Source organism: Chitinophaga sp. (assembly GCF_039596155.1).
In the GTDB taxonomy this organism is placed as follows: Bacteria; Bacteroidota; Bacteroidia; order Chitinophagales; family Chitinophagaceae; genus Chitinophaga.
Genome location: NZ_JBCNKF010000041.1, coordinates 56,328 through 69,820, shown reverse-complemented (window position 1 = coordinate 69,820; position 13,493 = coordinate 56,328). Strand labels below are relative to the sequence as shown.

12 protein-coding genes are annotated in these 13,493 nt (G+C 45.5%); 8 read left to right on the top strand and 4 right to left on the bottom strand.

All coding sequences use genetic code 11. The features are described from left to right. Positions 1–140 precede the first annotated feature (140 nt). Entirely contained in the window at positions 141–1,382 is a 1,242-nt protein-coding gene (locus ABDW33_RS28350) for a pyridoxal phosphate-dependent aminotransferase family protein (protein ID WP_343693464.1), read from the bottom strand. A gap of 105 nt (positions 1,383–1,487) precedes the next feature. Between ABDW33_RS28350 and pafA the strand changes: the two genes are divergently transcribed. From pafA to ABDW33_RS28330, 4 genes are all read left to right on the top strand, one after another. Further along, positions 1,488–3,167 carry an alkaline phosphatase PafA gene (pafA, locus tag ABDW33_RS28345; RefSeq protein ID WP_343693463.1) on the top strand — a complete coding sequence of 560 codons (1,680 nt, stop codon included), beginning with the start codon at positions 1,488–1,490 and terminating at the stop codon, positions 3,165–3,167. A gap of 97 nt (positions 3,168–3,264) precedes the next feature. After that, positions 3,265–3,426: a hypothetical protein gene (locus tag ABDW33_RS28340; protein WP_343693462.1), complete on the top strand. Its 162-nt coding sequence runs from the start codon at positions 3,265–3,267 to the stop codon at positions 3,424–3,426. A gap of 110 nt (positions 3,427–3,536) precedes the next feature. After that, positions 3,537–4,316: an enoyl-CoA hydratase-related protein gene (locus tag ABDW33_RS28335; RefSeq protein ID WP_343693461.1), complete on the top strand. Its 780-nt coding sequence runs from the start codon at positions 3,537–3,539 to the stop codon at positions 4,314–4,316. Positions 4,317–4,444: 128 nt separating this feature from the next. After that, positions 4,445–5,098, top strand: coding sequence for a hypothetical protein (locus ABDW33_RS28330; RefSeq protein ID WP_343693460.1), 654 nt, complete (start codon positions 4,445–4,447; stop codon positions 5,096–5,098). 175 nt (positions 5,099–5,273) lie between these two features. Here the strand turns inward: ABDW33_RS28330 and ABDW33_RS28325 are convergent, their stop codons facing one another. Beyond that, a complete protein-coding gene (locus tag ABDW33_RS28325; protein WP_343693459.1) occupies positions 5,274–5,657 on the bottom strand; it encodes a hypothetical protein in 384 nt (127 codons plus the stop codon). 334 nt (positions 5,658–5,991) lie between these two features. Between ABDW33_RS28325 and ABDW33_RS28320 the strand changes: the two genes are divergently transcribed. The 3 genes from ABDW33_RS28320 (at position 5,992) to ABDW33_RS28310 (ending at position 9,241) form a co-directional block, all read left to right on the top strand. After that, positions 5,992–7,425 (top strand): tetratricopeptide repeat protein, encoded by a 1,434-nt coding sequence (locus tag ABDW33_RS28320; RefSeq protein WP_343693458.1) that lies wholly within the window; start codon positions 5,992–5,994, stop codon positions 7,423–7,425. 303 nt (positions 7,426–7,728) lie between these two features. Then, positions 7,729–8,493, top strand: a complete 765-nt coding sequence (locus ABDW33_RS28315) for a phosphosulfolactate synthase (protein WP_343693457.1) — start codon at positions 7,729–7,731, stop codon at positions 8,491–8,493. Positions 8,494–8,500: 7 nt separating this feature from the next. After that, the gene (locus ABDW33_RS28310; protein ID WP_343693456.1) at positions 8,501–9,241 is read left to right on the top strand and encodes a shikimate dehydrogenase; all 741 of its coding nucleotides are present in this window, start codon (positions 8,501–8,503) and stop codon (positions 9,239–9,241) included. A gap of 112 nt (positions 9,242–9,353) precedes the next feature. Here ABDW33_RS28310 and ABDW33_RS28305 read toward each other — a convergent pair whose 3' ends face one another. Beyond that, positions 9,354–10,151, bottom strand: coding sequence for a class I SAM-dependent methyltransferase (locus tag ABDW33_RS28305; protein ID WP_343693455.1), 798 nt, complete (start codon positions 10,149–10,151; stop codon positions 9,354–9,356). Between the two features lie 43 nt (positions 10,152–10,194). Between ABDW33_RS28305 and truB the strand changes: the two genes are divergently transcribed. After that, positions 10,195–10,881 carry a tRNA pseudouridine(55) synthase TruB gene (truB, locus tag ABDW33_RS28300; RefSeq protein WP_343693454.1) on the top strand — a complete coding sequence of 229 codons (687 nt, stop codon included), beginning with the start codon at positions 10,195–10,197 and terminating at the stop codon, positions 10,879–10,881. A gap of 126 nt (positions 10,882–11,007) precedes the next feature. On the opposite strand, the gene ABDW33_RS28295 is transcribed toward truB, so the two are convergent. Beyond that, entirely contained in the window at positions 11,008–13,419 is a 2,412-nt protein-coding gene (locus ABDW33_RS28295) for a BamA/TamA family outer membrane protein (RefSeq protein ID WP_343693453.1), read from the bottom strand. Positions 13,420–13,493: the final 74 nt, after the last annotated feature.

The window sequence follows — 13,493 nt, the reverse complement described above, 5'->3', positions numbered from 1 at the left end:
CCTATCCCTGACGGACTGCTACCTGAATGCTCGAAAATTAAATTAAGGAACCGCCGTATACCGAACGGTACGTACGGTGGTGTGAGAGGACAGTGAGGGAACTAATCCCTCACTTCCTACTCGATTTATTCAGGATAGCCTTACACCATTGGTATTTCAGCTACTTTATACACCTTGTTATCCAGCTTTTCTTTCGTTTCGCTGAATGCTTTCAGTGTCAGTTCGATATCTTCATCGTTGTGTGCTGCAGTTGGGATCAGGCGGTAGATGATCTGTCCTTTAGGAATTACAGGATATACTACGATAGAGCAGAATACATTGTAGTTCTCACGCAGGTCCAGACACATAGCAGTTGCTTCAGGAATATCACCCTGCAGGTAGATAGGCGTAACCGGAGAGTTAGTGCTACCAATATCGAAACCGCGTTCTTTCAGGCCATTCTGTAACTTATTCACATTTGACCACAGCTTTGCTTTCAGTTCCGGATGTTGACGCATCAGTTCTACGCGTTTCAGGTGACCAATTACCAGTGGCAATGGAACTGATTTTGCGAAGATCTGGGAGCGCATGTTGTAGCGCAGGTAGTTGATGATCTGCTTTTCGCCGCTGATGAAAGCACCGATAGAAGCACCGGATTTAGCGAAAGTATTGAACAGCAGGTCAATTTTGTCCTGAACACCCTGTTCTTCACCTGTACCGGCACCGGTTTTACCCATTGTACCGAAACCGTGTGCATCATCCACCAGGAAGCGGAATTCGTACTTGTCTTTCAGAGCGGCGATTTCCTTCAGTTTACCCTGGTCACCAGCCATACCGAATACCCCTTCAGTGATCACAAGGATACCCCCGGTGGTACCTTTTATCAGGTCTTCAGCACGTTTCAGTTGTTTTTCCAGGTCTTCGATGTCATTGTGTTTGAACACATAACGGTGACCCTGGTGCAAGCGCAGACCGTCGATGATACTGGCGTGGCACTCTGCATCGTATACGATCACGTCACGGCGGCCGCACACTGCATCGATAGCACTCATGACACCCTGGTAACCATAGTTAAGGAGCGTTGTATCTTCCTTGCCCATGAAATCGGATAATTCTTTTTCCAGCTTTTCGTGGTAGTTCGTGTTACCACTCATCATGCGGGCCCCCATTGGCATGGCGAGACCGAAATCCGCTGCTGCTTTGGCATCTGTAGCACGCACCTCAGGATGGTTCGCCAGACCGAGGTAGTTGTTCAGGCTCCAAACGATTTTCTCATTGCCCCGGAACTTCATGCGGGGTCCAATTTCACCTTCCAGCTTAGGGAATGCGAAATAACCGTGGGCTCTGTCTGAGTGCTCCCCGATAGGGCCCATGTGTTTCAGCAGTTTCTCGAATATATCCATATGTTAAATAATGATTAATAGTGCTTGTTTTAAATTTGCCACAAAGGTATTAAAATATTACTTTTTGTAAACTTGGGTTACATTTTAAAATGTCAAAAAATAATAATGTATAAAAGAATTTTAAGACCGAATTTTTTAACGATAGCATTGGTTACTGCGAATTGTGTCTTTTTTAATCAGGTAAGTGGCCAAAAAGCCACTTCGCCTAAACCTGGACAGGCTACTGCCTGGGATAAACCAGCCACGCCGCTGGCAGGCCGCCCCAGGCTGGTGGTTGGCATTGTGGTGGATCAAATGCGCTGGGACTACCTGTATCGCTTTAACAACCGTTATACTGAAGGTGGTTTCAAACGGATGTTGCGGGAAGGATTCTCCTGCGAAAATACATTAATTAATTATACGCCAACAGTTACAGCTGCAGGTCATACCTGTGTTTATACCGGTTCAGTACCTGCTGTTCATGGTATTGTAGGTAATGAATGGTTCAGTCCGGCCCTGAACAGAGAGGTTTATTGTGCGGAGGATAGCACCGTCAGCACCGTGGGAAGCACCTCCGCTGCCGGAAAAATGAGCCCTGAGAATATGCAGGTCACCACGATTGGCGACGAATTGAGACTGGCTACTAATTTCAAAAGTAAAGTGGTAGGTGTCGCTATTAAAGACAGAGGCTCTATTCTGCCCGCCGGCCACAGTGCAACTGCCGCTTATTGGTATGATGGGGGCACCGGCAACTGGATCACCAGCTCTTACTATATGAACCGCCTGCCTGACTGGGTAGAAAGTTATAACAGGGAACAATGGCCCGCCCAGTATCTGGCAGAACCCTGGAATACCTTGTTCCCGATCGAAAGTTATACACAGAGTGCTGCCGACAATAAAGCTTATGAAGGCGCAACACCGGTATTTCCGCATGATCTGAGCGCAAACGCCAATAAAGCCATCGCTGGTACACCCTATGGCAATACCATGACCCTGGCTTTTGCCCAGAAAGCCGTGCACGCCTATCGCCTGGGAAATAACAATGTAACAGATATGCTGACTGTCAGCCTTTCTTCTACTGACTATGTTGGTCACCAGTATGGGCCTAACTCTGTCGAAGCGGAAGATACTTACCTGCGCTTGGATAAAGACCTCGCTGCTTTCTTCAAATTCCTGGATGCAACGGTAGGTAAAGGGCAATACCTGGTATTTCTGACTGCTGATCACGGAGTGGCGCATGTACCGGGATTCTCCAGAGAAAATAAATTACCGGGAGGCAGCTGGAGCGTAGGGCCGGATGTAAAGCAGATCAATACGTTGATAAAAGAACGTTTTGGCATCGAAGAAGCAGTGATCGGCGCCAGCAACTACCAGCTTTACCTCGATCATGAAGGCATCGAAAAAGCCGGGAAATCTGTAAAAGATATTGCGGAAGTAGCCGCGAAGGAATTATTGAAAGATACAGCCATTGCAAATGCATTTCCATTGTCAGAACTAATGACGACTATTGTACCCGCACCATTGAGAGACATGCTCGTTAACGGGTATAATGCAAAGAGAAGTGGAGATATACAGTACATCGTTCGCTCCGGATATATTGAGGGTGGAAAAACCGGTACCACACATGGACTCTGGTATCCTTATGATGCTCATATTCCATTGGTTTGGATGGGATGGGGTATTCATCCCGGTAAGAGTAATAAGCTCACTGGTATGACTGATATCGCTCCTACCATCGCTGCATTATTAAGAATACAAATGCCGAGTGGCAACGTGGGGGTAGCGATCGATGCCATCGCCCGTTAATTATCGTCTTCGTTAAAAAATATACAAAACCGCTTCTGTTTAAAAGCAGAAGCGGTTTTTCTTTTATATTTAGTATAGACACATACCATTCCTCTGTATGAAAACGTTAATTGTTAGCCTATTTCTGTGCCTGTTAGCCCACATTGGTTTTTCACAGGTAATTCTAAAAATTGACAACGGTTTTAACACCCACAGTGTAAAAGGGCAGGTGCTGCAATGGTGGGAAGGACGAGCCTATGCCAGTGTGAGTATAGGTTGAAATAAAAAAGGGCACTTCTTTACAGCTTTAAAATCGGCGAAGCATCTCCCCTAAGTTTACAGAAAGTAGTATATTCATTCAGTGAAACCAGCTTTGCAAATAACAGCGAAATGACTTACGAACATATCCTATATGATGTATCTGACCGTGTGGCAACACTCACACTCCACCGTCCGGAGAAGCGCAATGCTTTAAATGCCGGAATGGTTACAGAGCTACAGGTAGCATTGGATGCAGCAGCCAAAGATCCTGCTGTAAAAGTGATCGTATTAAAAGGTTCCGGAGAGGCGTTTTGTGCGGGAGCGGACCTGGAATCCCTGCAACAGTTACAAAAGAATACAAGAGAAGAAAACCTGGCCGATTCCCGTGCGTTAATGGCATTGATGAAGAAGATCTATTACCATGATAAGGTAGTGATTGCACAGGTAGAAGGCCATGCAATAGCGGGAGGCTGTGGGTTGGTGACGCTGTGCGACCTTAGTTATGCTGTACCAGCTGCAAAACTGGGTTATACGGAGGTGAAAATTGGTTTTATTCCAGCACTGGTATCAGTGTTCCTGGTAAGGAAAATAGGAGAAGGAAGGGCCCGGGAACTGCTTTTAACGGGCAGATTGATAACTGCAGGTGAAGCGGCTGCTTATGGATTAATTAACCAGGTAGTACCGGCAGAAGAGATAGGAGCACATGTTTTGAAAGTGGCAGAAGATCTCTGTAATAATGCTTCCGCCAATTCGTTAAAAGTAACGAAGCGGTTAATCACCCGGGTGTACGACCTCCCGCTTGACGAAGCGTTGGAACATGCTGCCGCAGAAAACGCTGTAACCAGAGAACATGCTGATTGCCAGCGGGGTATACAGGCTTTCCTGGACAGGCAGAAAATGACATGGTAATCCGGTACGATTTTTTCAATATTACCTATGAATCCGAGCATGAGAATAATCCCTATCCCAATAGGATAAATACGTGCCTGGCATCCGGTATTTAACCGATAAACTTTTATACGAAACACTTAACTGTCATGCAAAAAGCTCTTTTCACGTTTTTGTTATTGGTGGTGGTCTCCATCAGTCAGTCGTTTGCCCAACGGCTGGTGTCCGATGCAAAAATCGTATACAACATGCAACCAGCCGGCCAGTCCGATACAGATGCTGGTTTGCCGGCAGGCACACTCACCCAATATATGAAAGGCCACCAAAGCCGGGTCGATATAGATTTTACAGAAGTACATATCAGTTATCTGATCAATAGCCGGGAGGAATCGGTGGTCACGTTGATCAATAACCATGGAGAAAAGTACCTGACCCGCGCCGGGAAGGAAGAATATGAGAAGGAGTTGAAGTTGTATGCTACTGCCCAGTTTAAAGATCAGAATGAAACAAAGAAGATCGCAGGGTATAACTGTAAGAAGGCGACCGCAAAGCTATCAGATGGAACTACCTTTGAAGTGTATTATACAACTGATCTCGTTCCTGAAAATAAACAATATAACCGAAGGTTTGTCAATCTGAAGGGAATACCGCTGCAGTTTGAAATACTGAATAAAAATGGAGGTAAGATGACGATGGTAGCGGTTTCCGTGGATTTGAATGCGGTGCCGGGTTCTTATTTTGATGTGCCGAAAGCGGGGTATAAGGAGATAAGCCGGGAGGAACTGGCGAAGATGGGAAATTGATTTAACGAAAGATAGTAAATAAAAAAAGCCCCGGTGATACCGGGGCTTTTTTTATAAGATAAAACTGACTGTTCACACCCAAGGTGTAAACAGTCAGTTTTGTGGGTGGTGCACCCCCAAAACAAAAGAGCTCCGGTAATACCGGAGCTCTTTTATGCGCTATATGCAAGTGTGATTAGTTCCTTCGGAGCGGCAGAATAATCTGCAGATGATGGAAGCCCATGTTAGATGGCTGTTGGATCTGAGCAGCATAAGGCAGGACGTAAGTCACATTCCCCTGCTTAATAGTCATGGTAGATTTAAAATTCCATGAACTATTGTCATCAGACAATTTAAAGCCAGCATTGATCGCATTGAAGCGATATCCTGCATCCAGGCTTAGGTTCGCCTTAGGCATAGCACTAAGGGAAAGCTTTTCCTCAGCCTTCTTTCCTTTGTCTTTATTATTGTCGTTTGTAAGGTTATCACTGGCGTGTGCGCTTAGGGCTGCGAGAGCCATAACACCGGCCAATAAGAAAGACAATGAAAAGGTCTTAAATATGGTAGTAATCTGTTTCATTGTATCACAAATGTACAAACTTTTTTATATATTTTATAACACTTCCTTAACGAAGTTAGGGAAAATTTCTTAAAGTTATGTTAAAGATTGTTAAATATGCTGATAATCAGGTAAGACTTACCTTTATTCCTGTAGCTTAATCCTACGGCAAGATTTTTGCCCCTTTCCAGATAGAATAGCTGACATCGGTAGGGATAGTTTTATACCTTTTTTAACATTCTTTTGACTAACGCTTTTTGTAAAAGATTAATGCTGACAAGGGAAAAACTTCAGGGATAGCGAATGCTTATCAGACGCCATCCTGAGGAATCAAAAATTACTTATATTTACATTAATGAATCAAGACTTCCCATTTTTAAACGATGATTTTGAGGAGATAAGAGACTTGTTACAGCAGTTTGAAAACCTGAAATCCGGACAGTCTCACAGTTTCCTTGATGAGGATTCCTTCGAACTGATCATAGATTACTATGATGAGCATGACGAACTCCCCAACGCAATGCAAGCGGCAGAAATCGCTATCGAACAGTTCCCCTACTCCTCGACATTACTACTCAAGAAAGCCAATCTTCTCATAGAGTCCAAAAAATACCAGGACGCCATGGACCTGCTGGAAAAAGCAGCCATCCTCGACAGCACTGATATCAATCTTTACATCCTGCAAACCGACGTTTACCTGGCTATGAACCAGCACCAGAAGGCTGCAGCCCTGCTGGAAGAACAGATCAGCGTGTTTGACGGAGATGATAAAACCGAACTCTTACTTGAACTGGCTGATGTGTATGATGATTGTGAAGAGTTCGATAAAGTGTTCGAATGCCTGAAACTGACGCTGGAACACGCGCCTAACAACGAGGAAGCACTCCATAAGATCTGCTTCTGGACTGAGTTCACCGGTCGCAATGAAGAGAGTATCCGCCTGCATACTGCCATTATCAATGAGCACCCTTACAATCAGCTGGCCTGGTTTAACCTGGGCACGGCTTTTCAGGGACTTAAATTATACGAAAAGGCCATCGATGCCTATCAGTATGCGATTGTCATTGATGAGAAATTCGACTATGCTTACCGCAATATGGGTGATGCTTACATCCGCCTGCGCAAGTATGCCGATGCCATCGATGTGCTGAAAAAGCACCTGGAGATCGCCAAGCCTGAAGACGTGATCTACGAGGCCATTGGCCACTGTTATGACCGGCAAAAGAAGTATACACAGGCCCGGTATTACTACCGCAAGGCATCACACCTGAGCCCCAGCAACGATAAATTGTATTATAAGATCGGAGCGGCTTATATAATGGAGAATAACTGGGAGAATGCCATCAAATCCATCCTGAGCGCTATCAAGATCAATAAGAACAATGCTGAGTACCTGATGGCACTGGGCAACTGCTACATGGAGCTGGACCGTAACAAGGAAGGCCTCATCCACCTGCTGGCAGCTGTGCGCCTGCGCCCATCCAGCGTGAACACCTGGCTGGAATTCATTGCCGGATTATACCGCTCGGGCTTTTACGACGAAGCCCTTTCCCAGCTGGAAGCGGCTACCCGCAAGGTAGGGCAGAAGCCGGTATTGCTGTACTGCAAGGCAGCAATTCATATCGCTACCGGCCAGTACAAAGAAGGCTTGCTGTTGCTCGAAAATGCGCTGCAGGAATCTCCGAAGTACCTGAAAAAAATGCTGGCCATTGATCCCACCCTGTTACAACACCCCGGAGTGCTGGAACTGGTAAGCCGATACAAGCCAGTCAGAAAAAGAAAACAATAATCTCCCCTTTATCAGGATAAAGCGCTTATGCCAACTGGCATAGGCGCTTTTTTTATACATAAATTGTACTCATAATTAATCACTTAGCATATAAGGGCTTGCGTTTTTCAAGAGAAATTACTTATTTGGGGCCTGTTTGCCGGGAATGTGTTAATTTCGCGCCGGTTTATATATAGCTATTATTTATCTTGGGTAAGTTACTATTCCATACCGCAACACAAAAACTGACCAACGTGCGTTCCGGCTGTCGGCCAAAACTGTATGCCTGGAATGCCAACCAAGAAGACGATAAAAATGTTTCAAATGAATTTTAATCTGACACAAATTCCAGAGCGTACGACGAAGCCGCGTAATTATGGCCTGACCATGGTAATGGACAAGGGTCTGAGTCTGCAGGAAGCCAAGAATTTCTTATCGATCTCCGCTCCGCACGTTGATATCCTTAAGCTGGGATTTGGTACATCATTCGTGACACCGAACCTGCGTGAAAAGATTGAGTTATACCAGGCGGCAAATATCCCCGTTTACTTCGGGGGCACCTTATTTGAAGCATTCCTTATCCGTAACCAGATGGACGACTTTATCAGCGTGATCAAGGATTATGGTATCAAGCATGTGGAAGTATCTGACGGTTCTATCACCATTCCTCATGCTGAGAAATGCGGATATATCGAAAAACTGTCCAAGATCGCCACTGTACTGAGCGAAGTTGGTTCTAAAGATGCTGAACACATTATCCCTCCTTATAAATGGATCGAGCTGATGAACGCCGAGCTGGGCGCTGGTGCCAGCTATGTGATCGCTGAAGCAAGAGAAAGCGGTAACGTAGGTATCTACCGTGGATCAGGTGAAGTAAGAGAAGGGCTTGTACAGGAAATCCTGACCCAGGTACCCTCTGAAAAAATCATCTGGGAAGCTCCTCAGAAAGCACAACAGCTGTATTTCCTTGAACTGATCGGCTGCAACGTGAACCTGGGGAACCTCGCTCCTTCAGAAGTGATCGCGCTCGAAGCAATGAGAGTAGGACTGAGAGGTGATACTTTCCACCTGTACTTAGATAAAGCATAATTGAGGCATGAAGGTATATGGTCTGATAGGATACCCGCTGAGCCATTCTTTTTCCAAAGGTTACTTTGCGGAAAAGTTTGCCAGGGAAGGCATCCAGGGATGTATGTATGACAGTTTCTCCCTGCCCGCTATTACCGACCTGACGCCATTAATGGCGCAGTATGGCGAAGCATTACAGGGCCTGAATGTCACCATTCCCTACAAGGAAGCAGTGATTCCCTTCCTGGATGAACTGAGTCCTGCAGCAGCCAGAATGAAAGCGGTAAATTGTATCCGTTTCATCAATGGCCGTAAGATCGGACATAATACTGACGCTATCGGATTCAGGCGTTCCCTGGAACCATTGCTGCAACCACACCACAACAAGGCACTGGTATTGGGAACCGGCGGTGCTGCCAAAGCGGTACAATATGTATTGGAAGCACTGAACATCCCTTACCAGTTGGTGAGCCGGCAGGCAGGAACGCATCATATAACTTATGACGACATTTCTGCCGATATCATTGCAACACATACCCTGATCATCAATACTACACCACTGGGCATGTATCCAAATGTAGATGCTGCTCCGGCATTGCCTTACGGGCTGATGAATGAACAACATCTGTTGTACGACCTGATCTATAATCCCGCTATTACTGCTTTTTTACAAAAAGGTGCTGACCAGGGAGCCACGATCAAGAATGGACATGAGATGCTGATTTTACAGGCGGAAGCAAGTTGGGAGATCTGGAATGAGAAATTATAGTGTTTTTCAATAAAGACATTCATGAAAGCGGAGATTCGCAGACAGGAATGAAAACTATTGCAACAAAAAAAGCCGGCAATCCAATTGCCGGCTTTTTTATTGCATGATACACTTATGCTGCTTTAATGGTGTAGTATACACAGGTCGTAAAGAAGTTGCGTACGAAAGGCACTGCTGCAACAGGCCCAAACTGCTTTCTGGGCTTGAGCCCGAACTTATATTTATAAATAGGATTGATCAGGTAGAATTGTTTGCGGGAGATCTGGTATCCCTGTTTCTTAACAATCCTCTCAAATCTTTCAATCGAAATTCCTGTATCCTTAATCTCCATCAATTCATCTATGATAGCCTGCGGTTCACCAAATGCACGTAGCAATCCCTTGTACAGGAAGTTGGGCAGCAGGTGAATGTACGGCATCATATTCAGCACCTTGTTCTGGCAGGTCTGCTGGTGGCCACCGTGTGGCATATACCACGGCGGGAAGCCAAAGTATACCTGTCCCCGTGGGGTCAGTAAATTCTTCAGGTAGCCGATGATCTTCGACTGGTCTGGAATGTGCTCAATAGCATCTTTGAGGATGATGAGGTCGAAAGAGTGTTTGAACTCTCCCAGAAAATCAACGTCATAAATATTCTTGTTGATCAGCTGCATTTGACCTGCATCTACATATTGCTTCAGGTATTGATGACCGAGGGCAATTTTATCGTCGGAAAGGTCTACCCCTACACAATGACATCCTCTTTCCAGGAAAGGAATTAATACGCCGCCTTCACCACAGCCGATTTCCATGATCCGGAGGTCCGGCGTAATGGGCATCGCAGTCTCTATGAAAGGCAGGACGTAGTGTACGGAGTTATCAACTTGCTGCTGATACCTAACGTCTGCATTACCGTGTTGTATTAACGACATATGTTTTGAAAATTGTGTGAAAATAGTAAAATATCTTTGCGGCATGAACCAACAAGTAAAAAATAAATATGAAGAAGGACAGGTCATACTGATCAATAAGCCTTTGACCTGGACTTCTTTTGATGTGGTGCGTAAAATCAGGAATACTACGAAAGCAAAAACCGGCCATGCCGGTACACTGGACCCGCTTGCTACCGGACTGCTCATTTGCTGTACCGGGAAGATGACAAAGAAGATCAATGAAGTGCAGGCACAGGAGAAAGAATATACAGGTACGTTTACTCTGGGAGCTGTGACGCCTACCTACGACCTGGAGTCAGAGCCTACAGATTTCAAACCGCTGGATGCATTGACACCCGAAGTCATTCATGCAGCGACTAAACAATTTATTGGTGAATTGCAGCAGTTGCCGCCCATTCACTCCGCTATCAAGCAAAATGGTAAGCCGATTTATGAGCTGGCACGTAAGGGCGTAGAAGTAAAGGTGGAGCCGAGGAAGGTTTTTATCAAGACTTTTGAGATCACTTCCATTGAGCTGCCGGTAGTGCATTTCAGAGTGGAGTGTAGTACAGGGACCTATATCCGGTCACTGGCAAATGATTTTGGAGCAGCACTGGGTGTAGGTGGGTATATGAGCAGTTTGTGCAGGACGAGAATAGGGGAGTTTAAGCTGGAAGATGCGTATACCATGGAAGATTTTATAGAGAAAGTAAAAAATGAGACATTATAGATCAGCCAACAAAAAAGCTTTCACCTGCGGCGAAAGCTTTTTTGTTGGTATCATGGCTGCTATTTGATTAGACTAACTATTTATATCTTGCCCGGCAAGCGGCTTTTAAAAATGCACTTCAAAATTTTAGAATGGATATCCAATCGCCACATTCCAGATAATATTATTCCTTCTCCATGTACTGCTACCCAGATCCCATTCGCTCAGATACCATCCGTCCTTGTTCCCCGTAAAGTAAGGAACTTTCACTGGTACTCCCCAATCCAGTCGTATCAGGAAGAACGAAAAATCCAATCTCAAACCAACCCCGGTACCAATGGCCAGGTCGTGATACAATTTACTTAACCTGAACTCAGAGCCCGCACGTACTGTATCTTTCTTCATCATCCAGATATTACCCATATCCAGGAAAGTTGCGCCTTTCAGATTCACACCTCCATTAAAAAGCCGCAATAAGTCAAAACGGTATTCAATATTGCCCTCCAGCTTCATATCACCCGTCTGGTCAGGGAAAGTGGCTGCTGTAGCAGATGTATCCTTAAAGGTACCAGGACCTAATGTACGCAATCTCCATGCACGTATACTATTGGGCCCACCGGCTGTAAACTGACGGATATAAGGCATTACAACTGACTTACCATAGGGAATGCCCACCCCGCCATAAATGCGGGTAGCCAGTGTAGTATGTGGGGTCAGGTTCCAGTAATGACGATAATCTGCTTCCATTTTGATGAAGTTGGCAATCTCCATATTGGTAAGCGATTCCAGGTCGTTGTGGCCGCCAAATGCAGCTGTCATCAGGCTGCTGATACCATTCAGCCATGCACCGGATTCCTCGATATTCGCCCGGAAGAAGGAATTATGCAGTTTATGCAGCGGGTCATTGTTGCTATAGATGTAAGTTACGTTTTCCCCGCCTATGAAAGCTGGTTCAAAGCTACGTTTCAGGTAAGGGTTATTGGCTACAGTAGTCGCCCTGAAGTTGGGATTCAGGTTTACACCTACATAGTTCAGTGAAATTGGCTTCACATTCCATGCTTTGTAAGCGGACTCTTTCCACTCGTACCCAAAAGAGGCGTTGATATTCGAAATATAGAATTTCGCTGTACGGGTCAGGTAGTCAACCCCGGCAGTGAGGCGGGTTTTTACCCCGGTACGGTTAGATGCAATATGGAATGGCGTGATAAAGCGTGGGAAGATCAGGCTGACCTGTCCGCCGATCTCCTGTGACTGCAACATCCAGGTACCCAGGTTACGGATCAGTTCAATACCACCATTCAAACTCACATTCAGCTGGGTGGCTGACCGGCCTACATTCAGGTGTTTATAGTTCAGACTGATACCACTACCTACCAGGTAGTCAGATGATGTACTCACCTCAAAGTTGGCTCCCAGTTCCTGTCTGCGCTTAGGGGCCAGGAAGAGGTAGGTCTCCAGCGTATTAGGTTTTGTTTTGCTTTCTCGGAACTGCAGGGTCACGAATTGCCATGCACCCAGATCGTACAAATGACTGATGGCATCGTTGGTCTTTTGCTGAGAATAAAGCTGTCCGTTGTGCAGGCTGATAGAGCGTTGTATCACACTCGGTTTGAACATATTCTGGCGGTAGCGGATGATGAGGTCATTGCGTACCAGGCGCTTGAATAAAGTATCGTTGGTATTACCGTAGCTGGGATAATCCGGATAAACGTACACACTGTCCAGGTGATATTGCTGATAGCGGGTACTGGAGTCGTCCGGGTTCCTGATTTTTACAGCGATATCCATTTTCGGGTTATCCTGTCCTTTCTTTTCGTTATATACATTGATGATCCCTTCAAAAGGGTTCATGAGGTTGCGGAAGAGCGTTTTGTGGAGTGTATCGATCTCGAATTCGATCGCATCCCGGTCGAATTTATAATAACCAGCATTGCGTACTACCCGCATGAGTCGTTCCCTTTCGCTGCCCAGCAGTTCCTGTTTATAAGACATGCCTGTTTTGATGAGGGAGAGTTTTTCATTTTCCTGCACCAATTTAAGGATAGCAGAATCGGGTATTTCGTAAGTAATGCGGTTGATCACGAAGTTTTTGCCGGTATTTACCTGGTAGGTCACGCTGGTCTTTTGACGCTTTGTTGTTTCCTTATAGTCAACTGTTGCGTAAAAGTAGCCCTGGTTATTCAGGTAGCTCAGCATCCTTTTTACAGATTCCCTGGTTTTGACAGAATCGTAAATAACAGGTTCTTCCAGATTTCGCTTGGAAAGCATGAGGTTCCAGAACCAGTTGGATTTTTTCTCTTTATTTTTCTGGTTGTACAGCCATACTTTAATGCGGGTACCGAGGAAGGAGGTATTGGCCTGCTGCATCATCAGCTGCTTGGAAGAAAGGGATACGCGGATGTCCTGTTTTTCGGCGGAGGTAGCATCACCCTTTACATTCACCGTGTTTTCGATGTAGAGTTGCTGGTTTTTTTGCAGGTATTTTGTATTGGAACAGGCAGCCAGCACCAGTATGGTTATCGTTGCAAGAAGAAGATTCTGAAAGGGTGGCCGCTGCATCAAGTCAATACAATGTTTATTGTTTATAGCAAGAATTCCATGACGTACATAGAACCTTTCCCTGTGTGGCTTTG